The organism is Mycolicibacterium sp. Y3 (assembly GCF_051188035.1).
Taxonomy (GTDB): domain Bacteria; phylum Actinomycetota; class Actinomycetes; order Mycobacteriales; family Mycobacteriaceae; genus Mycobacterium; species Mycobacterium fluoranthenivorans.
In genome coordinates, this window is record NZ_JAVQLT010000001.1 from 6,194,700 (window position 1) to 6,219,741 (window position 25,042).

The 25,042-nt window shown below is 67.5% G+C and carries 26 protein-coding genes; 15 read left to right on the forward strand and 11 right to left on the reverse strand.

The window, feature by feature from the left end; genetic code table 11:
* Position 1 precedes the first annotated feature (1 nt).
* The gene (locus QN239_RS30250; RefSeq protein WP_499016138.1) at positions 2-628 is read left to right on the forward strand and encodes a TetR/AcrR family transcriptional regulator; all 627 of its coding nucleotides are present in this window, start codon (positions 2-4) and stop codon (positions 626-628) included.
* On the opposite strand, the gene QN239_RS30255 is transcribed toward QN239_RS30250, so the two are convergent.
* The 3 genes from QN239_RS30255 to QN239_RS30265 are packed head-to-tail and all read right to left on the reverse strand — an operon-like array spanning position 558 to position 3,387.
* A complete protein-coding gene (locus QN239_RS30255; protein ID WP_499016140.1) occupies positions 558-1,172 on the reverse strand; it encodes a class I SAM-dependent DNA methyltransferase in 615 nt (204 codons plus the stop codon). The two genes, QN239_RS30250 and QN239_RS30255, sit on opposite strands and share 71 nt — an antisense overlap.
* 11 nt (positions 1,173-1,183) lie before the next feature.
* Entirely contained in the window at positions 1,184-2,347 is a 1,164-nt protein-coding gene (locus tag QN239_RS30260; protein WP_499016142.1) for an LLM class flavin-dependent oxidoreductase, read from the reverse strand.
* Entirely contained in the window at positions 2,344-3,387 is a 1,044-nt protein-coding gene (locus QN239_RS30265; protein ID WP_499016144.1) for a zinc-binding dehydrogenase, read from the reverse strand. Before QN239_RS30265 ends, QN239_RS30260 begins: the two co-directional genes overlap by 4 nt.
* Before the next feature lie 85 nt (positions 3,388-3,472).
* On the opposite strand from QN239_RS30265, the gene QN239_RS30270 reads away from it, so the two are divergent.
* Positions 3,473-4,216, forward strand: coding sequence for a helix-turn-helix transcriptional regulator (locus QN239_RS30270; protein ID WP_499016145.1), 744 nt, complete (start codon positions 3,473-3,475; stop codon positions 4,214-4,216).
* Positions 4,217-4,250: 34 nt separating this feature from the next.
* On the forward strand, positions 4,251-4,964 hold the full coding sequence (locus QN239_RS30275; RefSeq protein ID WP_499016147.1) for a TVP38/TMEM64 family protein: 714 nt from the start codon (positions 4,251-4,253) through the stop codon (positions 4,962-4,964).
* On the opposite strand, the gene QN239_RS30280 is transcribed toward QN239_RS30275, so the two are convergent.
* Positions 4,954-5,727, reverse strand: coding sequence for a TIM barrel protein (locus tag QN239_RS30280; RefSeq protein ID WP_499016149.1), 774 nt, complete (start codon positions 5,725-5,727; stop codon positions 4,954-4,956). The two genes, QN239_RS30275 and QN239_RS30280, sit on opposite strands and share 11 nt — an antisense overlap.
* A gap of 79 nt (positions 5,728-5,806) precedes the next feature.
* Between QN239_RS30280 and QN239_RS30285 the strand changes: the two genes are divergently transcribed.
* From QN239_RS30285 to QN239_RS30315, 7 genes are all read left to right on the forward strand, one after another.
* Positions 5,807-6,799, forward strand: a complete 993-nt coding sequence (locus QN239_RS30285; RefSeq protein WP_499016151.1) for a LacI family DNA-binding transcriptional regulator — start codon at positions 5,807-5,809, stop codon at positions 6,797-6,799.
* Positions 6,800-6,889: 90 nt separating this feature from the next.
* Positions 6,890-7,648, forward strand: coding sequence for an SDR family oxidoreductase (locus QN239_RS30290; RefSeq protein WP_499016152.1), 759 nt, complete (start codon positions 6,890-6,892; stop codon positions 7,646-7,648).
* 196 nt (positions 7,649-7,844) lie between these two features.
* Complete coding sequence (locus tag QN239_RS30295) at positions 7,845-10,634, forward strand: AAA family ATPase (RefSeq protein WP_499016154.1); 2,790 nt, start codon at positions 7,845-7,847, stop codon at positions 10,632-10,634.
* Positions 10,635-10,751: 117 nt separating this feature from the next.
* The gene (locus tag QN239_RS30300) at positions 10,752-11,345 is read left to right on the forward strand and encodes a sigma-70 family RNA polymerase sigma factor (RefSeq protein WP_499016155.1); all 594 of its coding nucleotides are present in this window, start codon (positions 10,752-10,754) and stop codon (positions 11,343-11,345) included.
* A 1-nt stretch (position 11,346) separates the two neighbouring features.
* Positions 11,347-12,063, forward strand: a complete 717-nt coding sequence (locus tag QN239_RS30305; protein WP_499016156.1) for an SDR family NAD(P)-dependent oxidoreductase — start codon at positions 11,347-11,349, stop codon at positions 12,061-12,063.
* 24 nt (positions 12,064-12,087) lie between these two features.
* Entirely contained in the window at positions 12,088-12,501 is a 414-nt protein-coding gene (locus tag QN239_RS30310; RefSeq protein ID WP_499016158.1) for a cupin domain-containing protein, read from the forward strand.
* A 6-nt stretch (positions 12,502-12,507) separates the two neighbouring features.
* Complete coding sequence (locus QN239_RS30315; RefSeq protein WP_499016160.1) at positions 12,508-13,344, forward strand: hypothetical protein; 837 nt, start codon at positions 12,508-12,510, stop codon at positions 13,342-13,344.
* A 29-nt stretch (positions 13,345-13,373) separates the two neighbouring features.
* Here QN239_RS30315 and QN239_RS30320 read toward each other — a convergent pair whose 3' ends face one another.
* A complete protein-coding gene (locus tag QN239_RS30320) occupies positions 13,374-13,976 on the reverse strand; it encodes a TetR/AcrR family transcriptional regulator (protein WP_499016161.1) in 603 nt (200 codons plus the stop codon).
* Positions 13,977-14,138: 162 nt separating this feature from the next.
* On the opposite strand from QN239_RS30320, the gene QN239_RS30325 reads away from it, so the two are divergent.
* Together QN239_RS30325 and QN239_RS30330 are read left to right on the forward strand one after the other, a co-directional pair.
* Complete coding sequence (locus QN239_RS30325; RefSeq protein ID WP_499016162.1) at positions 14,139-15,065, forward strand: metal-dependent hydrolase; 927 nt, start codon at positions 14,139-14,141, stop codon at positions 15,063-15,065.
* On the forward strand, positions 15,058-16,194 hold the full coding sequence (locus QN239_RS30330) for a hypothetical protein (RefSeq protein ID WP_499016164.1): 1,137 nt from the start codon (positions 15,058-15,060) through the stop codon (positions 16,192-16,194). The genes QN239_RS30325 and QN239_RS30330 overlap by 8 nt, the downstream gene beginning before the upstream one ends.
* Here the strand turns inward: QN239_RS30330 and QN239_RS30335 are convergent.
* Positions 16,177-16,881, reverse strand: a complete 705-nt coding sequence (locus QN239_RS30335; RefSeq protein ID WP_499016166.1) for a hypothetical protein — start codon at positions 16,879-16,881, stop codon at positions 16,177-16,179. The two genes, QN239_RS30330 and QN239_RS30335, sit on opposite strands and share 18 nt — an antisense overlap.
* Before the next feature lie 115 nt (positions 16,882-16,996).
* Here QN239_RS30335 and QN239_RS30340 point away from each other — a divergent pair, with 115 nt between their 5' ends.
* The gene (locus QN239_RS30340; RefSeq protein ID WP_499016167.1) at positions 16,997-17,740 is read left to right on the forward strand and encodes an SDR family oxidoreductase; all 744 of its coding nucleotides are present in this window, start codon (positions 16,997-16,999) and stop codon (positions 17,738-17,740) included.
* Here QN239_RS30340 and QN239_RS30345 read toward each other — a convergent pair.
* Positions 17,725-18,393, reverse strand: coding sequence for a TetR/AcrR family transcriptional regulator (locus QN239_RS30345; protein WP_499016169.1), 669 nt, complete (start codon positions 18,391-18,393; stop codon positions 17,725-17,727). The genes QN239_RS30340 and QN239_RS30345 overlap by 16 nt on opposite strands.
* Positions 18,394-18,448: 55 nt before the next feature.
* On the opposite strand from QN239_RS30345, the gene QN239_RS30350 reads away from it, so the two are divergent.
* Entirely contained in the window at positions 18,449-19,519 is a 1,071-nt protein-coding gene (locus tag QN239_RS30350) for an NAD(P)H-dependent amine dehydrogenase family protein (RefSeq protein ID WP_499016171.1), read from the forward strand.
* Between the two features lie 29 nt (positions 19,520-19,548).
* Here QN239_RS30350 and QN239_RS30355 read toward each other — a convergent pair whose 3' ends face one another.
* The 4 genes from QN239_RS30355 to QN239_RS30370 form a co-directional block, all read right to left on the reverse strand.
* Positions 19,549-19,806, reverse strand: coding sequence for a DUF7218 family protein (locus QN239_RS30355; RefSeq protein WP_090358338.1), 258 nt, complete (start codon positions 19,804-19,806; stop codon positions 19,549-19,551).
* A 167-nt stretch (positions 19,807-19,973) separates the two neighbouring features.
* On the reverse strand, positions 19,974-20,804 hold the full coding sequence (locus QN239_RS30360; RefSeq protein ID WP_499016174.1) for a thioesterase family protein: 831 nt from the start codon (positions 20,802-20,804) through the stop codon (positions 19,974-19,976).
* The gene (locus QN239_RS30365) at positions 20,801-23,674 is read right to left on the reverse strand and encodes an MMPL/RND family transporter (RefSeq protein ID WP_499017021.1); all 2,874 of its coding nucleotides are present in this window, start codon (positions 23,672-23,674) and stop codon (positions 20,801-20,803) included. Before QN239_RS30365 ends, QN239_RS30360 begins: the two co-directional genes overlap by 4 nt.
* 20 nt (positions 23,675-23,694) lie before the next feature.
* Positions 23,695-24,129, reverse strand: a complete 435-nt coding sequence (locus QN239_RS30370) for an MmpS family transport accessory protein (protein ID WP_499016176.1) — start codon at positions 24,127-24,129, stop codon at positions 23,695-23,697.
* Positions 24,130-24,362: 233 nt separating this feature from the next.
* Here QN239_RS30370 and QN239_RS30375 point away from each other — a divergent pair, with 233 nt between their 5' ends.
* Entirely contained in the window at positions 24,363-24,995 is a 633-nt protein-coding gene (locus QN239_RS30375) for a TetR/AcrR family transcriptional regulator (RefSeq protein WP_235683508.1), read from the forward strand.
* Positions 24,996-25,042 lie beyond the last annotated feature (47 nt).

Here is a 25,042-nt window from a genome sequence, read left to right on the forward strand (position 1 = left end):
GATGCGCAGGCACGGCTGGTCCGGTGACATCCCGCTCGACGACGACGAGGCGGTACGCCGCATCATCGAGACGTCGCGCAGCGCCATCGACGCGCGCGGTACCGTGAGCGTGTCGGAGGTGGCCCAGACCCTCGGCGTCACCCGCCAGACGATCTACCGGTACTTCCCCACCCACGAGACGCTGTTGGCCGCAACTGCGGTGTCATCGGTGGCCGGATTTCTCGATCGCCTTGCCGCCCAACTGGGTTCGATCGACGATCCGACCGAGGCCGTCGTCGAAGGGATCGCCTACACCATCGAGCAGTTGCCGCACGACCGCTACCTCGGCCTGGTGCTCCAGCCAGGAAAGGCCAGCGCCTTCACCGCGGGCGTGACGTCAGATATCGCCATCGGTTTCGGACGCTCGATCCTGCAGCGCTTCGGTGTGGATTGGGCGGCAGCCGGCTTCGCCGATCGCCGACTCGACGAGCTGGTCGAGTTCATGCTGCGCATCCTGCAGTCGTTCATCGTCGATCCGGGGCGGCCGGCCCGACAGGGCCACGCCTTACGCGAATTCCTCAACGACTGGGTCGCTCCGGCGGTCGGGGCGCACGCCGGTGTACCGATACCAGATAGTCACCGCCGGTGAACTCCGCACGATCCCAGGTCGACCACCTCGCCATCGGTTCCAGACCGGCAGCCGTGGCGAACCTGTCGTAGTCGGCCAGCGACAACCTGTGCGGGCGCAGCGAGAACCCGGACACGAGCAGTCCACCCGGCGCCAGGTGCCCGGCCAGTCCGGCCACCACCTGCGCCTCGGTGCCCGGTTCCAGGAAGATCATCACGTTTCCCGCCGCGACGATGAGGTCGAACTCTCCGGCCACCCCGGCCTCTGGGGCGGACAGATCAGCCAGGACCCATTCCAGGTGCGGGGCCTTGGCGCGAGCCGTGTCCAGCATCGCCGGGTCGGCATCGACGCCCACGACCGAGAACCCCCGCTCAGCCAACTCGATGGCCACCCGTCCGGTACCGCAACCGGCGTCCAGGACTCGGGTGCCGCCGTGCTCGCGCAGCAAGGACTCGGCCAGGTCGGCTTCCCCGTGGACGCTCTGCCCGCTGGCCGACAGTGTGCGCCAGCGGGCGTCGTAGTCGTCACCCCTCGGCGCGTCCGCGTTCTGCCATCGGGTGCCCATGGCAGAAGAAACTACCCGCCGGCCTTCTCGGACTCATACTTGCGCGTCATATGCGTGATGGCGTCGATCTGGGTCTGCGCCAGCCCCTCCCGAACTTGACCCGCCCGCGCCGCGGCGTCCAGTGTCGGCTGGGCCTGTCCCTGGAAGTGCGGCATGACCTCCTCGGCGAACAGTTCCGCCGATCGTCTCGTCGCCGCCGGATTCGCCCAGTCGGCGGCCATCTGCAACATCGACCCGAACCCGCCGGACTGATCCCACAGTCGCTGCACCTGAGCGCGTGCCCGCTCCGGGGTGCCGATCACGCCGGCACCCAGATCGTTGATGGTGTCGATCATCTCATCGATCTTGTCCCCGGGCATGGTCATCTGCGGGAAGGCCGCGACCTTCTGGAAATAGTTGAACCACGATTGGATCCCGTACCGGACGTCGGCGCGAGCCTGCGCGTCGGTCTCGGCGACGTGGAAGGGTCCGACCAGCGTCCAGTTGCCGCGGTCCACGGTGGTCCCGAAGGCCGCAGCGCGTTCCTCGGCGACGTTCCAATGGTGCGCCAGCGCGTCGAACCCCGCCTCGGTGAGCGTGGCCCCGATCGAGAGCAACCCGATCCCGTGTTTGCCGGCCAGCCGGGCACCGGTCGGCGACGCGACCGCTGCCACCGACAGCGGAATCCCGCCGTCGGCGTAGGGCGCCAATTGCAGCTGCGCGTCGAAGAATTCGTGGGTCTGCGTCTTGGCGGTCACGGTTTCCCCGGCCAATAGCCGCACCATGATGTCGAGGTTGGACTCGAGCAGTTCCCGGGTGTCGGTCGGGGTCAGACCGATCATCGCCGAGTCCGTCGGCAGCGAACCGGGCCCCACACCACCGATGATGCGGCCGTGGGTGAGGTGGTCGAGCAGCATCAACCGGTCGGCCGCCCACAGGGGATTGTGATACGACAGCGAGATCACGCCGGTACCGAATCGGATCCGCTTGGCGCGCTCGGCGGCAGCAGCGATGAAAACCTCTGGGGAACTGATGATCTCGCTGCCGGCAGAATGATGCTCACCGATCCAGACCTCGTCATAGCCCAGCGCGTCGAGGTGCTCGATGAGTTCGAGGTCGCGCTGCAGCGCGAGCGTCGGGTTGATACCGGCCCGGTGGAACGGGGCGATGAAATAGCCGAAGCGCAAGCGGGTCATACGATCTCCTGGGTGTCGGGGGTCAGCAGGATCTTGCAGTGTTCGTCGGGTAGCGACAGGGCACCGAACGCCTCGGCCGCCGCCGACAGGGGCAGGGTCGCGGTGATCATCGCTGCGACATTCACCGTGCCGTCGGCGATCCACCGCAGCGACACCTCGAACTCCTCCGGCCGGTAGGCGAAGACGAAGCGCAGTGCGAGTTCTTTGGTCGTGCCGACCGCGGGGACGATGGTGTCGGGCTGGGTGCACACCCCGACCACGACGATCCTGCTGTGCGGCAGAGCGGATTCCATGACCGCTGCCAGGATGCCGGGGCGGCCCACACATTCGAAGATCACCGTGTTGGCGCGAACGGGTCCAGCCATCAGCGGCGAGATCGGCAACGCCGGGCCGGCCAGCTCGGTCCATCGGGTGTAGGGGCTGTGCTCCGCGGGATCGACCACGGCATCGGCGCCGATCGTCCCCGCCAGCCCGCGCCGGGTCGCCGAGAAGTCGGCAGCCACCACCGGCCCGTGCCCGGCCGCCTTGAGCGCGGCAACGACCGCCAGCCCCACCGGACCACAGCCGAGCACCAGCGCCACATCCCCGGGTTCCATACCCGCGGCCGCGACGGCGTGGACCCCGACCGCCAGCGGTTCGGTCACCGCGGCGTGTGCAGCGGGCACACCCTCCGGCACTGCCAGCAGACGGCTCTCCTGCAACACCATCCGCTCCGCGAGCCCACCGGTCACCGCAGGCGAGAGCCCCAACAGCTGTGGGCCGCCGGCGGTGTCGAGGAACGGCACCGAGGTGACGAGCGTCCCTGGCACCAGCATCCGCGAGGTGGCCGGACCGTAGTCGAGGATCTCCGCGACGAACTCGTGGCCCAGCACCATCGGTGGCACCAGATCCGGGGCGGCCGCTTGTGACTCCACCAGGTGGATATCGGAACCGCAGATCCCGCACGCCCGCGGCGCGACCAGTACCTGACCGGCTTCCGGGACCGGATCCTCGACGTTTTCGACCGCCACCACACCTCGCCGGGCCATCACCGCACGCATACGTCGAACCTAACCAGCCGGCCGCGCCGGACCCAGTGCACGAAAGAGGACATTCCGCGACCGACGCGCCTGCTTTACTGGTGGCGTGACCGGTGCCGCCGGGCTCGGCGCCCGGGACTACGAACGCGTCTTCGCCGTGCTGGAAGCCTGCGAAGACGCCGCCGATCTCGGCGAGTTCCGCCGTGCTGTGGTCGACGCCGTGCAACACGCCTTCGGTGTCCAAGGCGTCACCTTCTTCACCGGTGACAGCGTGGCCGATGCGTTCCGCGACGCTGCGCCCGCGACCACCGGCGATCCCAGCGGAGAGATTCTCGACGACTATCTGCGGTCCTGGAACACCTCGGACGTGTTCGCCACCCCTGCCGCCCTGCAACGGCTGCAGGACACCGGAGGGGTCTGTCTGGACGAGCTGCCGCCGCCGCCGGAGCCCGCCGCCCGTTACGTCGAACAGTTCCTGCGCCGGGCCGGTCTGCAGTCCTGCAATGCCTTCACGTTCTCGATGGGCTCGCACCGGCACGGCCTGGTCGGCCTGTTCGACCCGGATCCCGCCGCCGTCGGCCCACGCGACGCGTCGACCATGCGCCTGTTGTGCCGGCGCTTACGCGTGGTGTCCCGCGCCCTGCCCGGATTTCAGCCGGATCCCCTTGCCGCACTGACCAACCGGCAGCGCGAGGTGGTCGTTCTGCTCTCCCGTGGACTGACCAACGCGCGGATCGCCGCGGAACTCGTACTCACCGAGGACACCGTGAAGAAGTATGTGAGCCGCGCCCTCGACAACACGGGCTGCCGGTCCCGCACCGAACTGGCGTTGCTCGCGGCCAACCGTTAGGACCCGCGCGAGACCAGGCAGAATCGCAGATGACATGACCGACACCGAGAGCCTGGACAGCCCGGCTTCCGCCGCGAGCGACCTCATCGCCGACCGGCGGCGCCACCTGGTGCGTCTCGGGCTGTTCGCGGCCGTACTGGGCGGACTGTTCTGCATCATGGTGTTCGGCCGGGTCGTCGACACCGACGAGATCCGCGCCGCCGTCACCGCCACCGGGCCGGCGGCCCCGCTGACCTACATCGTGCTGTCGGCCGGGCTGGGTGCGATCTTCGTCCCGGGCACCATCCTGGCCGCGGGCAGTGGTCTGTTGTTCGGCCCGGTCGTGGGACTCGGTGTGACGCTCGGCGCCACCGTCGGAACCGCGATGATCAGCACGCTGGTCGGACGGCGGGCCGGTCGCGGCAGCGCCCGCGCCCTGCTCGGGGCCGAGCGCGCCGACCGGCTCGATCGACAGATCGAACGGCGCGGGTTGTGGGCCGTCGTCGGGCAGCGGTTCATCCCCGGAATGTCCGACGCACTGGCCTCCTATGCGTTCGGCGCGTTCGGAGTTCCGTTGTGGCAGATGGCGCTCGGCGCGTTCATCGGTTCGGTGCCGCGCGCATTCGTCTACACCTCGCTGGGAGCCGCGCTGGGCAACCAGTCGGCCCCGCTGGCCGTCGCTGCCGCGGTGGTGTGGTGTGTCACCGCCATCGTCGGCGCCGTCGCCGCGCACCGCGGCTACCGGAAGTGGCGGCAATCTAGACCGTGAAGGCCGCGCGGAACGCCGCCAGCGCAGCCGCACTGTCCGCGGAGTTCCACGCCTCCATACCGACGGTGCCGGTGAATCCGATCTCGTGCAGTGCCCTGGCGATCGTCGGGTAGTTGATCTCACCGGTGCCCGGCTCGCAGCGGCCGGGCACGTCCGCCACCTGGATCTCGCCGATGGCTGCACCACAGCGGCGGATCAGTTCGACCAGGTTCCCCTCGCCGATCTGCGCGTGATAGAGGTCCAGCATCATCTTGACGTGGGGATGCCCCACGCCCTCGACCAGCGCGAGGGTGTCCTTGGCTCGAGCGAGTGGCACGCCGGGATGGTCGACGATGGTGTTGAGATTCTCCACGCAGAACGTCACGCCCGCCCGCGCGCCGAGTTCGCCGATACGCTCCAGGGTGCGCGACGCCGTCAGCCACATCTGCCCGGTGGCACGCTGCCGCGGTCGCGCCGCCTGGCCGTCCACCAGTTCGGCGGTGTGCAGGTTCAGCCGTGTCACCCCGAGCGTCTCGGCGGCTTTGATGCTGAGCTCGGCGGTGCGCACCACGTCGTCGGCGGTGGCCGGGTCGATGAGGTCACCGTGCAGGTAGCCGGTCATCGAGGTGAAGGTGGCCCCCGTGGCGGCGAGCGCCTCCAGGTCCTTGTCGTGCCAGCTCCAGATCTCCACAGCGAACCCGAGCTCGTGGATCCGCGTGACACGGTCGATGATCGGCAGATCCCGGAAGACCATCTCCGAGCAGACGGCCAGCTGGAAGCTCATAGGTCACCTTTCGAGGTACTAGAACGCTCTAGTCGCGATCAGTAAAGCACGACGCACTAGAACCTTCTAGTCTCACTTCATGCAGCATCGTCCGACACTGGAGGATGTCGCCCGGCACGCGGGCGTCTCCCGGGCCCTGGTGTCCATCGTCATGCGCGATGCGCCCGGTGCCGGCGCCGAGACACGCGCCCGGGTGCGCCGTTCCGCCGACGAAATCGGTTACCGGCCTGATCCGCGGGCGCGACGGTTACGTCAACTGCGCACCAAGCTGCTCGGCGTGACATTCGCTGCGGGACAGGAGTTCCACGCCGAACTCGTCGACGGTGTGTACGCCGCGGCCGACGAATTCGGCTACGAGGTCGTGCTCAGCGGCGTCACCCCGCATCACGACGAGCGTCGCGCGGTGCGCGCCCTGGTCGACGACCGGTGTGAGGCCCTGGTGCTCCTGGGGCCGAACCTTCCGGCAGCCGAGTTGGTCACCCTGGCGGCCAGCACCCCGGTGGTCGTCCTGGCCCGCAAGGTGCGGGGCGTGGACGCCGTCCGCAGCGATGACACCGCCGGCGCCGCGATGGCCGTTGCCCATCTGCACAGCCTGGGCCACCGCCGTATCACCTATCTCGACGGCGGCCGCGCGCCCGGGGCTGCCGAGCGGCGCCGGGGCTACACCCAGGCCATGCGGGCAGCCGGCGCGACCGCCGAGATCCACCAGGGTGGGCTCACCGAACGTGAGGGCGCGGCGGCTGCGACTGCCTTGCTCAGCTCTGGTACACCGCTCCCGTCTGCCATCTTCGCCTTCAACGACCGGTGCGCCCTCGGCGTGCTCGACGTACTGGTGCGTGCCCGCGTCCCGGTGCCCCAGCAGATATCGGTCATGGGCTTCGATGACAGCCCGCTGGCCGGCCTGGCACATATCGACCTGAGCACCGTCAGACAGGAGACTCCTCAACTCACCCGCGCGGCGGTGACACGCCTGGTGGGACGCCTGGACAACGAGACCGAGGGCCTCGAGCCGGCCGATATCGTGGTACCCCCGACGCTGGTGGCGCGAGGGACCACCGCGGTTCCGACGTGACCCTGGCGAGTCGAACGGGGATGAATCCTCGCCACCGCATCCGTTCTGGTGCGCGGAGGCCGCCGCGGGCTGCGGCCGGAGAGGGACATCATGCGCATCGTCGTCATCGGCGGAACCGGTCTGATCGGGTCGAAGTTGGTGCACGCCTTGACCGAACACGGTCATGACGCAGTCCCGGCATCGCCGCGCACCGGGGTGAACACCGTCACCGGCGAGGGACTGTCCGAGGCACTCGAGGGCGCCGAGGTCGTCGTCGACGTGTCGAACTCGCCGACGTTCGAAGATGCCGCAGCGCGCGAGTTCTTCACCAGGTCGGCCACCAACCTGCTGGCCGCCGAATCCGCGGCAGGAGTCGGTCACCACGTCGCACTCTCGGTAGTGGGCACCCCGACCCTGGCGCAGCAGAGCGGCTATTTCGACGCGAAGCTGACCCAGGAGAAGCTGATCGCCGCCGGACCGGTCCCCCACACCGTCGTCCGGGCGACACAGTTCTTCGAATTCCTCGATACCATCGCCGATTCGGCCGCCGTCGACGGTGCTATCCGGTTGCCCGCGAAAGGAATTCAGCCGATGGCGGCGGCCGATGTGGCAGAAGGGGTGGCCATCGCCGCGCTCGGCGACCCGGTGAACGGATTTGCCGAGATCGGGGGGCCCGAACGGTTCACGCTGCCCGATCTCATCCGGACCGCCCTGATCGCGCGCGGGGACAAGCGCCCGGTGATCACCGATCCCGCTGCGAAATACTGGGGCATCGATATCGACGACGACACCCTGGTTCCCGGCGGGGCCGCGACATTCTTCGAGACCCGGTTCGCGGACTGGATTATCGAACAAGCGGCGACTCACTGACCGGGGCGACCGTGGCAGACGTCCTCTCACCCCCAGACGATCTCAGCCTTTTCTGCGGCATGTCGATCGGCTTCGAAGACGAATCCAGGACCATGACCCGCACCGGCTGGGCGCCGTTGCACGAGACCGTCACCTTCGTCGACGGCTGATACCGCCGCTAGCATTCCAGATCGAACCAACAGATGCGGTGGGAGCTATGTCGACTCAGGCTGGGCAGTCGAAGCCGGAACTGCACGGCCGCGGCCCGGAATGCGCAAGACTCGCGGACCTGATCACCACGGCGCGGTCCGGAACCGGGCAGGCCATGGTGCTGCGCGGCGAGGCCGGGGTCGGCAAGACCGCATTGCTGGACTGCGCGACCGCGGCCGCCACCGACTTCCGCACCGTCCAGGTGTCCGGGGTGCAGTCCGACATGGAACTCGCGTACGCCGGCCTGCAGCAGATGTGCGCCCCGTTGATGGGCTACCTCGACACCTTGGCCGCGCCGCAGCGCGAAGCGCTGTCCGTGGCCTTCGGCTACGGCGCCGGCCCGACCCCGGACCGCTTCCTGGTCGGACTGGCGGTCCTGAGTCTGCTCGCGGCCGCCGCCGACGACCAGCCGTTGCTCTGCGTGATCGATGACGCACAATGGCTCGACCAGGTGTCGGTGCAGACGCTGGCGTTCGTTGCGCGGCGCCTGCTCGCGGAGAAGGTCGCCATGGTGTTCGCGATCCGCGACGGTTTCTCCGAGCTGCTGCCCGGCCTGCCCGAACTCGTGATCACCGGGCTCTCCGATGCGGACGCCCGGGCGCTGTTGGAATCAGTGATGCTCGGCGGGATCGACCCCTTGGTACGGGACCGCATCGTGGCCGAGACGCGCGGGCTGCCGCTGGCGTTGGTCGACGTGCCACGCACCGCGACCGCAACCGAACTGGCAGGCGGGTTTTGGATCGCGGGTAAGCGATCATCGACCGCGGCACTGGAGGCCGGGTTCGTCCAGCGGATCACCGCCCTGCCGGCAGCCACCCAGCGACTGCTCCTGATCGCCGCGTCCGAGCCGGTGGGAGACGCGGCACTGTTCCTGCGCGCTGCCGCGCAGTTGGACATCCCGATCGACGCGCTGGCACCGGCCGAAGCCGCGGGCATCATCGAGTTCGGGCACCGGATGCGGTTCCACCATCCACTGATGCGTTCGGCCGCCTACCGCGCCGCCGAACTCGGGGACCGGCGGACGGTCCATCGTGCGCTGGCCGAAGCCACCGACCCGCAGGCCGATCCGGATCGTCGGGCCTGGCATGCCGCCAGTGCGGCGACCGGACCCGACGACGGCGTCGCCGCGGAACTCGAAGCTTCCGCCGGCCGCGCCCAGAGCCGGGGCGGAATCGCTGCCGCGGCAGCATTTCTGGAACGTGCGGCCGTACTCACACGCGACCCGGAACTTCGTGGGTCCCGCGCCATCTCCGCGGCCCAGGCCAAACGTGACGCGGCCGCCCCCGAGGCCGCCTACGAGTTGTTGTCGCTGGCGGAAGCCGGGCCGCTGTCCGACCTGCAACGCGCCCAGGTCGCCCGGATGCGGGCCCAGATGGACTTTGTGCGCAGCCGGGCGAAATCCACGGGTGCCCCGCTCGTCGGCTCGGCGGCCACCCAGCTTCTGGACGCGGCGCGGGGGCTGGAAGGTCTCGATGACGACCTGGCCCGGGAAACGTACCTGGAGTCGTTGACCGCGGCGATGTACGCCGGTCGTCTCGGCGAGCCCGGCCTGCTCACCGAGGTGGCCGCGGCGGGTCTGGCCGCGGTCAGCGGCCCGATACAGCTGGAGCGGCCGGTCGACCTTCTGCTGCGCGGCATGGCCACCAGGGTCGTGGACGGCCCCGGCGCCGGATCTGACGATCTGCGTGCGGCGCTGGAACTGTGGAACGCGCACGCGCAGCAGCACGCGGGCCAGTGGCTGTACTGGCCGTTCCCGATAGCCCAGGAGTCCGCGGCCCACGAGCTGTGGGATGACGAGGTGCTCGAACGAATCGCCACCGACACCGTCCGCCGTGCCCGGGAGGCGGGGGCGCTGGCCGCCCTGCCGCCTGCTCTCGGGTATCGGGCGGGTGTGCACTTCTACCGCGGCGAATTCGATTCGGCCACAAGACTGATCGAGGAATCCAAGACCATCACGGCATCGATGGGCTACGCGCCGGTGCGGTACCACACGCTGATGCTCGCGGCCTGGCGCGGTGCGCTCACCGAGGCCGAGGACATCATCGCCGCGGCCGCCACCGATGGCGCCGCCCGCGGCGAAGGCCGACTGCTGGGGTTGTCCGGATTCAGCACCGCGGTCCTCTACAACGGGCTCGGCCGCTACGACGAGGCCCTCGCCGAGGCACGCCGATGTTGCGAGTACGAGGACCTCGGCTTCTACGGGTGGTGCCTGTACGAACTCATCGAGGCCGCCGTCCACGCCGGAGACCGCGAGACCGCCGCGGCGGCCCTCCCCAAATTCGAGGAACGGGCGGGCGCCAGCGGCACCGACTGGGGCCTGGGCGCGGTCGCGGCGGCGCAGGCGCTGCTCGCCGACAACGACGCTGCCGAAGGTGCTTTCGTCGAGGCCATCGAACGGCTGGAACGCGCCGATATCGCGCTACATCTGTCCCGGGCCCGGCTGTCCTACGGGGAATGGTTACGTCGCGCGAACCGCCGCACCGACGCGCGCAAACAACTCAGCGCCGCCCACCGACTGTTCACCGAGATGGGCGCCCACGGATTCGCCGAGCGGGCCCGCCGCGAGCTGACCGTCACCGGCGAGAAGGTACGCAAACAGCAGGTCGGCTCGGGCGACGCACTGACCGCCCAGGAAGGGCAGATCGCCCGGCTGGCCCGCGACGGCCTGACCAATCAGGAGATCGGCGCGCAACTGTTCATCAGCACCCACACCGTCGAATGGCACCTGCGCAAGGTGTTCGTCAAGCTCGGCATCACCTCACGCAAGCAACTGCGCACGCTGTCCTGGACCGGGTGAGACCCCGGTCCCCCGGATCGCCGTCCACGGACTACGGGTTTTCAAGGGTCCGCCCCGCGCGCCTGCGGATGAGGCTGGTTTTCGATGGAAAGCCGACTCACCCCGAGGAAAAGCGACATGACGCTGACATGTGTTCCCGATGCGCCCGACGAGCAAGAATCCGATACCGACCTCGCGGCGCGCTTCACCCGCGAGACCCAACCCCTGTTCGACGTGCTGCACCGCGGCGCGCGGCGGCTGACACGCACCGAGGCCGACGCCGAGGATCTACTGCAGGACACCCTGCTCCACGCCTACACCGGATTCCGGAAGTTCCGCGCGGGCACCAACCTGAAGGCATGGCTTTTCCGGATCATGTACAACCGCTGGGTCAGCAACCACCGCGGTAAGCAGCGCCGCCCGGCCGAGGTCGCGGTCGAGGAGATCACCGACCGCGACCTGGCCCGCGCCGCCACTCACCAGTCCGGCGGCCTGCGTTCTGCCGAGGCTGAGGTGCTCAGCACCGTCGCCGACCCGGAGGTCACCGACGCGCTGGCCGAACTGCCCGACGGTTTCACCGAGGCCATGTTCTACGCGTACGTGGAGGGCTACACCTACGCCGAAACCGCCGCCATCATGGACATCCCGATGGGGACCGTGATGTCGAGGGTGTCACGCGGCCGTCAACGGCTGCGCACGTCGCTGGCTCCGCTCGAGCGCCGCATCGCCTGATATGGAACTGGCACGACACACCGCCCTGGTCACCGGGGGCACCGCCGGGATCGGGCTGGCCTCGGCCCGCTTGCTGGCCGAAGCCGGCGCGTCGGTGATCCTCACCGGCCGGGACCCGGCCCGCGGCGACGCCGCCGCGCGCGAGATCGGCGCAAGGTTCGTCCGGGCCGACCTGTCCGATATCGAATCGGTGAAAGCCCTTGTCCAGCAGGCGGGTGCGGTGGACATCCTGGTCAACAACGCTGCAGGGTTCCCCGCCGCCCTGACCGTCGACCAGCAGATCGCAGCCTTCCAACGCACCTTCGACACCAATGTCCGGGGCCTGTACTTCCTGACCGCCGGGCTGGTTCCCGGCATGCTCGCCCGCCGGCGGGGCAGCATCGTCAACGTCACCACCATGGTGGCCACCAAGGGCGTACCGGGGGCGTCGGCGTACAGCGCCTCCAAGGCCGCGGTGGAATCCCTCACCCGCACCTGGGCGGCAGAATTCGGCGCCGCCGGTGTACGGGTGAACAGCGTCGCACCCGGCCCCACCAGAACCGAAGGCGTACAAGCGGAATGGGGTGACACCAATGAGGAGCTCGGCCGTTCGCTCCCGTTGGGTCGTACCGCAGCCCCCGAGGAGATCGCCCAAGCAGTGCTCTTCCTGGCCTCACCGCGGGCCAGTTTCATCAGCGGCTCCACCCTGCACGCCGACGGCGGCGGCAGTGCCGTCTGAACCCCACACCGGAAGGAGAGACCCATGACCAAGACCTATGACCCGGGCTGGGAGGACGCCCTGACCGTGGTACAGGAGGTGATGCCACCATTCATACCCGAAGGCGCACATGCGATGACAGTGGTCATCGAATACCCGCCCGGCAGCGCCGGCGCCCCACCGCACAAGCACCCGAGCGGTCCGGCCTTCGGGTACATGCTCGAAGGCGAGATGTTGTTCGAGCTCGAAGGCGAGCCGCCCCGCGTGATCCGCGCCGGCGAGGCGTTCTGGGAGCCCGGCGGCGATGTCATCCATTATTCGGATGCCAACAACCGCACCGATATCAGGAGCCGCTTCCTGGTGACGATGATGTGTGTCCCCGGGCAGCCGATGCTGACCCTGGTGGACGACGACGAACTCGCCGCCCGGGCACACCTGCGGATACCCGGCCAAGGGTGAGCTCCGATGTCCAGGATTCTTCTGCAGACCACGATCACGGCGAACGCCGACGACTGGGATATCTTCCGTTTCACCCTGCTGACCGATGAACTCCGGGCTGCCGGACACCAGGTGGTCGCCCGCAACCGGTCCGGAAGCGGCGACGATCCGGTGTTGGTGCACCTCGATCAGCTCGGCTACGACCAGCTGTGGTTGATGGCGGTCGACACCGGAGACGGCCTCACCGGCGCCGAGTGCGCGGCCATCGGGCGGTTCCGGCTGGGCGGCGGCGGGGTGCTCACCGCGCGCGACCACCAGGAGCTCGGCAGCTGTCTGCTCCAGTTGGGCTCGCTCGGGGTGGTGAACCGGTTTCACGACGCCACCGTCGATCCGGCGACGATGTGCGACGATGTCGACAATCCCGAGATCTCTTGGCCGAACTATCATTCCGGTGCCAACGGTGACTATCAGCCGGTGCTGGTGGACGGCGAGGTACACGAGCTGTTGCACACCGGGCGAACCGCCAGCGGTCGCATCGAATGGTTCCCGGCCCATCCGCATGAGGGTCTGGTGTCCGCCGATGTCCCGGGCGCCCGAGTGGTCGCGCAGGGTCGCAGTGCCACGACCGGGCGGCGGTTCAACCTGGCGGTGACGCTGCAGGAGCCGGGTATCGGCCGCGCGGTGGCCACATCGACCTTCCATCATTTCGCGGACTACAACTGGGACGTCGGCCGCGGCGCACCCTCCTTCGTCACCGAGGCGCCGGGGAGCGGTATCAAGGACGACTCCTCGCACCTGGAGGCCTTCAAGGACTACGTGCGCAACATCGCCGACTGGCTCACCCCATCCGGTGGACGTCGTTGACCGCCGCGGCGCAGGCCCGGGCCCGCTGATCAGCTCTGGGCCGAAATGGCGCCACCCAGCCACCTTTTGATGAAGTGGCGCAACTCTTCTCGTGACCGTCCCGGCGGATTGGGTGCCACGAAGAACGACAGCATGGTGCGCAGGGTGAACTCCACCAGCTCATGCAGAGCCGCATCGTCGTATCCGTGGCGCGCCCAGTCGACGTCGAACCGGTTGATCATCCGCATACCGAAGTCCTGCGCCTCGTCGGAGGCCATGCTGCTGGGCCGGGCATTCTCGTAGGGCTCGGACAACAGGATCGCCAGATGAGGAGTCCGGGCCACCTCCTCCAGGGTGAACATCACCCCTTCGGTCATGGCTTCGGCCGGGTCGGCGATGCCGCTGACGGTGCCGGCCAACCGGTCCAGGAAGCCGTCCACCGAGGCGATGGCCGCGGCATGCATCAGCGCCTCGGCCGTCGGGAAGTACCGGTACACCGTCTGCCGGATGACGCCGAGCGCGGCCGCGACATCGGCGATGCTGATGCCTTTGCCGGTCTCGGCGATGAGCTTCACCGCGGCATCGACGATGCGCGCGGTCGCCTCCTCATCGGTGCGCGGCGGCTCGCCACCCCATCCGCGCCTACGCGCCACGGTCACATCCCTCCGCCGACATGGCCGCAGGATAGCGATTTGTGCACGTTCAGCGGCGGGGGACGCCGGTGGACGTACACAAATCGCTGATTGACGGGGCCTGCCGCGCAGTGCCACCATACAGTCAACGATTGATTTGTATGATTACTGCGAGGTGCTTTGATGACGGATCTACAGGTACGCAAGATGCGGTTCGCGTTCGCCGACTACGACGTCCCCTTCTGCTGGAACGACACCAATCCCGCCTTCTCCGCGATGGCCAACGCGGTGTCGTTCCTGGCGATCGCGTTCGAGAAGATGATCGTCAGCACGATGGCCGAGGCCAAACCCCTGCTCACCGATCCGGTGATCGCCGAGGAAGCCGATGCGTTCACCCGGCAGGAGGGCCAGCACTCGATGGCCCATCGCCAGCACGCCCGTGGACTCATCAAGGCCTACCCGGCGCTCAAAGAGACCCTTGATCAGGTGATCGCCGCCTTCGACGACCTCGTCGACAACAAACCGCTGAAGTACCGGCTGGCCTACACCGCCGACCTGGAGGCGACGTTCACCCCGGTGTTCAAACTGATGCTGGACAACGACGCCACCCTGTTCGCCCCCGGCGATGACCGGGTGGCCTCGTTGTTCCTGTGGCACTTCGTCGAAGAGGTCGAGCACCGCAGCTCGGCGCTGATCATCTACAACGGCCTGGTGGGCGACCCCTGGTACCGCGCTCGGGTGGCCCCGTCGATTTTCAAGCACGTCATGGACGTGGTGCGGATGGCATGCGACGGCTTCAACAAGCACATCCCGCTGGAGGTACGCAAGGTCGACGCGGTGTCCACCTTCGCCCTGGAGCGCGGCAAGAACGCCCTGCTCCAGCGCATCGGCCGCCGACCCGATTACGGACCGTTCCAGAGCCCGTTCCCCGATCTGGGCAAGCGGGAGATGCTCACCGCGCTGGTGGGTATCGTGCGCAGTCAGATTCCCGGCCATGACCCGGCGCACGAGAAGCTCCCGGCGCTGGCGGGCGAATGGTTCAAGCGCTATGACGAGGGGTATGACGTGACCAAGTGGTACACCTCCGGGAAGGCATCCGCCGATGTCTGATCTGTGCGCGCCCACATTCGCCGGTCTGGCTGCGCGACTTGGCTTTTCCTGCGAGGACATGGGTGGCCTCGTCTCGTTCCGCAACCCGCTGAACCTGGAGAACTGGACCCTTCCGGTGCTGGAGCTCCTCGTGATCGCCGGCGCTGTGCTGTCGCTGGTGTACGCCGTCAACCGGTGGCGTCGCCACAACGACCCGACCAATGTGGTGCTGTGGTTCGGCGCCATCGCCTATCTGCTCATCATCGAGCCGCCGCTGTACTTCCCGGCCCAGTTCGGAATCGGCGCATACGTGGACACGATGTTCGCGCACAACGTGTTCAGCGTCGATTTCCTGTGGGGCCGGCTACCGCTGTACATCGTCGCGATCTATCCGATGATGGCCACCGTCGCCTTCGAGATCGTCCGCATCCTCGGGGTGTTCCAACGGCGCGGTGTACTGGTCGGCGCGATCTGCGTGGGCTTCATCCATCACGCGTTCTACGAGATCTTCGATCACCTCGGGCCGCAATTGCGTTGGTGGGAATGGACTCTGGACCATCCGATGAACCAGCCGTTCTTCGACTCGGTACCGTTGCCCAGCGTCGTGGTATTCGCCGCGCTGTGGCCGATGTCGCTGGCCTTCTGCGTGCAGCTGTTCGTGGGCCGCCACGTCGAGGCCGGCGCGACCTATACCGGGGCACAGGTGCTGTGGCGCACCGTCGTCGTCGGTGTGCTCGCGTCCATCGGCACCGCGGTGCTGCCACTGCCCGCGACGGTGGTCGGCAAGATCACCGGTAGTACCGATATCGGTGGGGTGGTCTACGCCCTCGAACTCGTCGCCCTGACAGTCGTCGCGGTACCGGTGCTCGTCGGTCAGTGGCGTTCCCTGCGCGAAACCGGTGCGCGTCACACCAACCCGCTGATCCTCGGTTATGCCGCGGTGTACCTGGCGGTCATGGCGGTGCTGTGGGTGGCGGCGCTGCCGGCGTACTTCGGCGCCACCGACGGGGTGACAGCAGCCGGGGATCCGATCGGCAGCCTCTGGTACGCGGTGGTGTGCTTCGTCGTCGCCGGGCTGTCGATCGCCGCCTGCCGCAGCGTGGCGCCGCGGGCACAGACCACGCCGCAGCCGCTACTGGCCGGCGGCTGAGCCGATCACGTTGGTGTGCAAGGTAATCCACGTTTCGCCTGCCGCGGCGGCACGCATCAGGGCGCCGTACTCACCGAAGTAGTCGGCGACAGCACCCAACCAGGGCAGCATGCCCAGGTACCGGAACACGCCCTTCGGGTGGGGCCGCTTCCCGAGTTCGGTACCGATGGCGTTCAGGATGCCCGCCAGGTGCCACACCTTGCGGGGTAGGGACATCGCGGACCAACCGGGATCCTGGACGGCCGGTTCGGACTCCGATTGGTCGGATTGGTCGGACACCTCTCGTGCGCACAGCACCGCCGCCAGCATCCGCACCCTGGTCTGCGTATCCGTGATGCCGTACTCACGCGCGACGGCGCACAGCACGATGGCCTGATTGGTGAACCCGAGCAGATCCTGGACGGGCAGCCGGTCGGCGACCACACCGAACACCCCGGGGAACGCGACCAGCACCGTGTCCAACGCACCCACGCGGCGAACCCACCACCGGATGCGCGCGGCGCGATCCTTCGCCTCCCACGCCTTGGTCCCGGGGATGTCCACGCAGTCCAGCCGCCGCCGCAACCCCAGCGGATCGGCTTCGGCCAGCACATCCAGGATGAGGTCGATCAGGCTCACCGCACGCCCCAGCGCGCTCGTCACGTCGGTATCGGTCAGGTCGGTTCGTGGTATCGGGATCAGGCCCATACCTCCCATCCTGGCGCATTCGGCTCGACTTGGGCGAAACCAAAACCCGCGGCCGGGGCGGCTGTGGGTCGCCGGCACGGCGATCGACGGCCGACACCCGCGCTAGCGTCGCTGCGTGCCTGCCAATTCGTTCCTTTCTCGGACAGCCTTTGCCGGCCGCACCGTGGTGTTGATCGGTGGTGCCTCCGGCATCGGGCTAGCCGTCGCCCGGCTGATCACCGCCGCCGGTGGGCGCGTCGTCCTGGGCGGGCGGAACGCCGCGAGGCTCGCGGCCGCGGTGGCCGAACTGGGCGCGGGCGCCCGGGCCCAGGTCGTGGACACCGCCGATCAGGCCGGCCTCGACGAGTTCTTCGACACTGTGGCCGTGGTGCACGGATTGTTCACCACCGCCGCCACCTATGTCACCGGCTCCCTGGCGGAATTGTCGATCCAGGAAGCCGCAACCCCGTTCGATTCGAAATTCTGGGGCCAGTACCGGGTAGTGAAGACGGCCTTGCCGCGACTGGCCTCCGACGCGTCGGTGGTGTTGATGTCGGGCGCGGCGAGTATCCGCCCGGCGGGCAACGCACCCGCCTACGTGGCGGCCAACGCCGCGATCGAAGGGCTGGCCCGGGGGCTCGCTGCCGAGCTGGCGCCCGTGCGAGTCAACGCGATCGCTCCCGGCACCGTTGATGGAAACCTCTGGAACCAAAGGGATCCCGATGTCCGTCGCGCCGCCTTCGAGTTCTTCGGCGCCCAATCTGTGCTCGGCAGGGCCGTCACCGAGGACGAGGTGGCGCAATCGGTGGCATACCTGCTGATCAACGCAGCCACCACGGGCTCGACGGTGTTCCCGGACGGGGGCTACAGCTTCAGATAGCGCTCCAGGCCTGCGATGACGACGCCGAGATTGAAGTCGAAATCGTCGGCCCCGGGCCTGTCCGCGACGACGGCGGACAGCAATGGGAAATCCTGTGCCGGAAGCTCGTTGAGCGCACGTGCCACTTCCGGTGTCTGATGGTGCAGCCGCGATTCCGCGCTACCCAGCACATCGTGGGCTGCGGACATCGCGATACCCGCGACGAGTGTCAGGATGCGGCCCGCGTCACCGACGGCGAAGCCGGCTCCGGTCAGCACCACGAGCACCCGCTCGGCCAGCGCCAGTCCGGCGGTGCCGCCGATCCCCCGGAGCCGGAAGTTCGTGGTGGTCACCCCGCAGCGCAATACACCGTCCCGGATGGCAGACGCGTAGGCGCGCAGTACCTCACGCCAGTCGGCATGCTCGGGTAGTTCCACGGTGCGTAGTTCGGTGTCGAAGAGATCGGCGACCACCAGTTCCAGCAGCCCGTCGCGGTCGCCCACGTAGTAGTGCAGTGCGGTGCGGTCCACGCCGAGCGCGTCGGCGACGGCCTGCATCGTGAGTTCGGCCGGGGCGATGCCGCGGGCCGCCTCGACGATCTGCTCGTGGCTGATCCGGCGCGGACGGCCACGGCGCCGCGGCGCGCGATCATCGCTGTCGACCTGCGCTGTCATCCCGCCGAGACTAGCCCTCTTTTCTTTTTATCACGACCGTGAAAAACTCACCGGCATGACCGAGCCGTACCGGGTGGTGCAGTGGACGACGGGCAATGTGGGCAAGAGTTCTGTCGCCGCCATCGCCAGGAATTCCACCTTGGAACTGATCGGGTGCTACGCCTGGTCGCCGGACAAGACCGGAAAGGACGTCGGCCACTTGGCCGGTATCGACCCCCTCGGGGTCACGGCCACCAATGACGTCGACGCACTGCTCGCGCTCAAACCCGACGTCGTGGTCTACAACCCGATGTGGATCGACGTCGACGAACTGGTCCGCATCCTGGAGGCCGGCGTCAACGTCGTCGCGACGGCCTCGTTCATCACCGGCCACAACCAGGGCGAGGGTCGCGAGCGCATCGCCGACGCGTGCCGGCGTGGCGGGTCCACCATGTTCGGGTCCGGCATCAGCCCCGGCTACGTCAACCAGCTGGCCGTCGTGGCGGCCGGCATCTGCGACCGGGTCGACAAGATCACCGTCAACGAGGCCGCCGACACCACGTTCTACGACTCCCCCGAGACCGAGAAGCCCGTCGGCTTCGGCAGGCCCATCGACGACCCTGAGCTGCCGACGATGACCGCGCACGGCACCGGGGTGTTCGGCGAAGCGGTGCGGATGATCGGCGACGCGTTGGGCGTCGAGTTCGATGAGGTGCGCTGCGACGCCGACTATGCGAAGACGACCGCTGACCTGGACCTGGGCTCCTGGACCATTCCGGCCGGGGGCGTAGCAGGGGTTTTCGTCAGCTGGAAGGGCCTGAAAAATGATCCAGCCGGTGGTCAGCGCACCATCGTCGAGTTGACCCTGCGCTGGCGCAAGGGCCAGACCCTGGAGCCCGATTGGCAGATCGACCAGGACGGGTGGGTCATCGAGGTGGCCGGCCGGCCGACGGTCACCATGAAGGTCGGCTTCCTGCCACCACCGGACTTCGAGGCGACCACGTTGGAGGAGTTCATGGTGCTCGGCCACATCATGACGGCCACACCCCCGCTGAACGCGATTCCGGCCGTCGTCGCAGCGGCACCGGGCATCGTCACCTACAACGACCTGCCGCTGATCCTGCCGCGCGGAGTGGTCCCGACGTGAGTGCGTGAACCGCTGCGCACCGACGGTGGCTAGTAGTCGCGCAACTTGGCGATCAGCTTGTCCTTGGACAGGTTCGAATAACCGGTCAATCCGAGTTCTTTGGCACGCTTGCGCAGCTCGGCAACGGTCCATGCGTCATAGCTCCCGGACCGGCCGCCTTTGCGGCCGACGGTGGACGCCCCGCGGTTGGCCACTGCGTTGGAGATTCGAGCGGCTTTCTCCTTGGAGTCGCCCTCCTCTCGCAGCTCCTGGTACAGCTCCTCGTTCTTGATCGATGCATTCGGCAACGTACTACCCCCTCGCCCCTCGGCAAATCATGAGCCGTCTTCTCATTCCCGAAGATCCGCCGGTGCAAACATGTGAGCTGGGTTACCCGCCGGATATCCTGGCAACCTCGCGAGAAGCACAGGGCCGCCGAGATCGCACCGTCGTCGGCGTCGACATCGGTCTGCGGTCACGCCCCTTTCGGGATCATCGCGAGCTGCCTGCTCTGCACGACGACCTGCCCGGCCGCGTCGAGGATGACGTGGTCCTCTTCGAACCACGTGTCCCCCAGCACGGTGGCGCTGGCCAGCACCCGCATCCAGCCGGGGGTCGGCTGTCGACGCAGATAGGTGGTGAGCTGGACGGTGGGTGCCCAACCCAACATGCCGCGGTTCATCGTGACCGGCGCACTGATATCCCCGGCCATGAGGGCGAAGAGCAACGAGGTGTCGGTGTCGGCCTCGTCATCGGCAAAAGGTCGCAGCCACATTCGGTTGATCGGATCGCCCTGTTGCCCGGACAGGTAGTGCGCCGCGGACGGGTCGACGCGCAGATCGCAGCCCCTGGCGACGTGCACGATCTGGCCCATGGGGTGGTCCGCGGTGACGTGGATGGCATCGGCAGGTGGTTCCGATGCCATCGCGGCGACGGCCAGTGGTTCCTGGTGGCGCGGTGCGGAGACGTCGAGGAGCCCGAGCGTGACCGTCGCCGACACCGCGGTTCGGTCCCGCTGGCGCAGCTCGACGTCGACGACGCAGACCTGACGTCCACGTTTGCGCACGGTGGTGGTGAGCCCGACCGGTCCCGGATCGGGTGCGTGTAGGTAGTTGGCGCTCACGGCAATCGGCTGCAGTGCCACCGCACCGATCGCGCGCCGGGCCGCGGCGGCGCACACCGCCATCATGCAGCCGCCATGGACCTTGGGTCCGATGGTCCAGATGGGGTCCACCGTCGCCCCGAAGTGGCCCTCCCCGAGCACCTCCAAGGCGATCAGGTCGGTAAACGGCCGGGTACCGGTCATGATTGTCCTTCCACTGCGAGTACGGGCACGGGTTCGGTATCCGGATCGGATGGCTGCGAGGCCCGGGCCGGCCTGCTGCGCACCTTGAGCGGCCACCAGAACCAGCGCCCGAACAACGCCGCAATCGACGGGGTGATCAACGAGCGGACGATGAACGTGTCGAACAGCAGCCCCAACCCGATGGTCGTACCGATCTGCCCGACCGAGCGAAGGTCACTGACGATCATCGAGATCATCGTGAACGCGAACACCATGCCCGCCGCCGTCACCACACCGCCGGTGGCTCCCATCGCCCGGATCAGGCCGGTCTTGAGACCGGCGGGTATCTCCTCCTTCATCCTGGACACCACCAGCAGGTTGTAGTCGGAACCGACGGCCAGCAACACGATCACCGACATGGCCACCACCAGCCACTGCAGCTCGATCCCCAGGAAGTACTGCCAGATGAGTACGGACAGGCCGAACGAGGACGCCAGCGACAGCACCACCGTCCCGACGATGACGACGGACGCCACCAGCGCGCGGGTGATCAGCAACATGACGGCGAAGATCAGGATGATCGCCGCGATCGCCGCGATCAGCAGGTCGTAGTGCGCGCCCTGTTGAATGTCTTTGTAGGTGGCCGCGGTTCCGCCCAGATAGAACTTCGCGTTCGCCAGCGGAGTGCCTTTGACCGCTTCCTTGGCCGCCTGCAGTTCGGCGTCGACGTGCGCGATACCTTCGATGGTGGCCGGATCACCGTCGTGAGTGATGATGATGCGGGCAGCCTTACCGTCCGGGGACAGCATCAACGCCATACCGCGCTGAAAGTCCGGACTGGCGAAGGCTTCCGGCGGAAGGTAGAACATGTCGTCGTTCTTCGCGTCATCGAAGGTCTGACCCATCACCGCCACCGTGTCGGTCATCTGCTCCATCTGGGTGATCATCCCGCCGAACGTGCTGTGCATGGTGACCATGAGGTCGCGCACGCTGGTGGACAGGCTGATCATCGGCGGAATCTGGGCGGCGATCTGCGGGGTCAGCGCATCGACCTTGTCCATCTGGTCGGCCAGCGCTTTGGTGTTCTCCGACAGCGTGTCCACGCTGTCGGTCGCCTCGAATACCGAACGCATCGCCGAACACGCCGGGATGTCGAAACAGTGCGGTTCCCAGTAGAAGTAGTTGCGCAGCGGCCGGAAGAAATCGTCGAAATCGGCTACCCGGTCCCGTAATTCAGCTGTGGTGGCTTGCATGTCGTGTACGGCACCCACCGAAGTATGGGTGGCATCGGACAGTTGCACGCTCAGATCGTGCAGGCGCGCCATGACGGCGATCATCGCGCTGAGATGGTCGGTCATGGTCTGCGTATCGTCCAGACGGGCCTTGAGGAACTGCAGTGTCTCGCGCATCGTCACACCCTGGGCGCTGATCTGGAACGGCACCGACCCGTGTTCCATCGGAGGTCCCAGTGGCCGGGTGATGCTCTGCACCCGAGCGATACCCGGCACCCGGAAGATGTTCTTCGCGATCCGGTCCAGTACCAGCATGTCCCGGGAATTGCGCATGTCGTGGTCGGTTTCGACCATCAGCATGTCGGGATTCATCCGGGCCGCCGAGAAGTGTTTCTCGGCCGCGGCATTGCCGATATTGGACGGCACGTCCGCCGGGACGTAATGCCGGTTGTCGTAGTTGGTCCGGTAACCGGGCAGCGCGAGCACTCCGATCAGCGCGATGGCCGTGGCGGCGGCGAGAATCGGGACCGGCCACCGGACGATCGCGGTGCCAACTCTCCGCCAGCCGCGGGTCTTGGTCGCGCGCTTGGGATCCAGTAAGCCGAACCGGCTGCTCACCGCGAGCACCGCCGGCGCGTAGGTCAACGCCATCACCAGGATCACGAGCATGCCCAGTGCGCAGGGGACGGCGAGTGTGTTGAAGTAGTTCAGCCGGGTGAAGTGCAGACAGAGCATGGCGCCCGCAATCGTCAACCCCGATCCCAGGATCACATGGGAGACACCGGAGAACGTCGTGTAGTACGCAGTCTCGCGGTCTTCTCCGGCATTGCGGGCCTCGTGATACCGGCCGAGCAGGAAGATCCAATAGTCGGTGCCCGCCGCGATGGCCAGCGCGGTGAGGATACTGACGACGAAGGTCGACAACCCGAGGATGTGTTGCGCGCCGAGCACCGCGATCAGCCCGCGGGCCATGCTCATCTCGGTGAGCACCACCAGCAGGGCGATCAGTGTCGTCGTCACCGAGCGATAGACGACCAACAGCATGATCGCGATGACCAGCAGGGTGATGCCCGTCATCTTCACCATGCTCTTGTCGCCGGCTTCGTTGGTGTCGGCGACCAGCGCGGCCTGGCCGGTCACATAGGCCCGTAACCCTGGCGGCGGGTCGGATTCCTCGACGATGTGGCGCACGGCGTCAACGGATTCCACACCCTGTGCCGACCCCTGGTTGCCGGCGAGGTGCACCTGCACGTAGGCCGCCCTGCCGTCTTCACTCTGCGATCCGGCCGAGGTGATCCGGTCGCCCCAGAAGTCCTGAACATGCTCCACGTGCGCGGTGTCCGCCTGGAGCCGCTGTACCAGTGCGCCGTAGTAGCCGTGCGCCTGCTCGGCCAGCGGTTCGTCGCCTTCCAGCACCACCATGAGCACGCTGTCCGAACCGAACTCACCGAACTTCTCGCCGATGTGCTTCATCGCGATCACTGACGGTGCATCCTGTGGGGACAGTGACACGGCGTTGTCGGCGCCGACTTTCTCCAGCTGCGGGACAAGGAGATTGGTCGCGGCGGTGACAGCCAGCCAGAGCAGGATGATCGGTATCGACAGGGTCCGGACCAGGCGCGGGTAGCGTCCTGGTGCGCCGTGGCCGCGCGGGTTCATGATTCGCTCGCAAGCATCGCTCATGCCGCCTTCACCAGGCAGAACGCGGTGGCATCGGTTCCGTTGACGGACTGCTGATCTCGCACGTCGCCGTTGACGGTGATCCGGCAGCCCAGCTCCGGGCTGTCACCCTGGGCGATGATGTTGGCGAAGACGCTCGGTAGCGTGGTGGTCAGGGTGACAGTCCAGGGGAGCGTACTGAACCGCGCCTCCTGCGACTGCGCATGCTCGTCGACATAGCTGATCATGCCCGCGGTACCCGCGGGTCCGTACACCTCATACGTCACGTATTTGGGCACGGTCGAGACGATGTTCTCCGCACGTCCGCCGCCGGTCTCCTGACCGGATCCGAACACACCGTGGAATCGGTTGATGATCACCCCACCGACGCCGACCACGACGACGATGACCAGGGGTACCCAGATCCTGGCCAGGGCGCGTACCACTGCGTTCATCGCCATACCCCGTTCGCGACGGCGCATATACGCGCCTGGTCGGTAACCATGGTGGCTGACCTTACGACAGTAAGGAAACGACTGTAAAGTTAGCGTGAGCCAGCTCATGGCCGGCGCAGAATTCGGTGTTGCCGACACCGGACCACCGCGCCGCACCGTTGGGTACGATGTCCGCGGGTCCAGAGCGAATCGAAAGCTAACAACTGTAAACTTACGGATGTTATGCTGTCGGCATGTCCCAGTCTGCTCGCCGGCGCAACCAGCGCGGCCACGGCGCACTGCTGCGCGACGAGATACTGGCCGCCGCGACCCGCGTCATCGACGCCGCGCAGACCGAAGCGGAAGTCTCCCTGCGCGGGATCGCCCGCGAAGCCGGCATCGCGGCCCCGTCGGTCTACGCCCATTTCGCCGACCGCGACGAGGTGCTGATGGCGGTGGCCGAGGCCAGCTGGCGCCAGGTCTGCGACGAGATCACCGAGCTGAGCGCACCGGGCGCAACCCCGCGAGACAAACTGATACTCGGTTGCCAGACGTACGTGTCCTTCGCGCAGCGGTTTCCGCTGCGCTATGCGCTGATGACCCAGTCGGCCGATATTCCGCCGGCCGCGCGCCAGGCCCTCGAAACGGTCACCCGCGGGCTGCTCGCCTGTCGCAGCCGTGCGCCGCAGTCACCACCGAGCAAGACGGCGCACCGGATTGCGGCCTCACTGTCGGTGGCCCTGCATGGGGTGGCCATGCTGCACCGAAGCGACTCGCCGAATCTGTGGCTCAGCGATTTCAGCACCGACGAGATCATCCGGAGCCTCGTCGACGCCGCCATCCTGCGGCTGGAGCATCCGCGCAGCGCAGCGGCCAGAACTCCGTAGCCACCATGGAATCGTGGTGATCACAACCAGGGTGGTTTTCACAGACT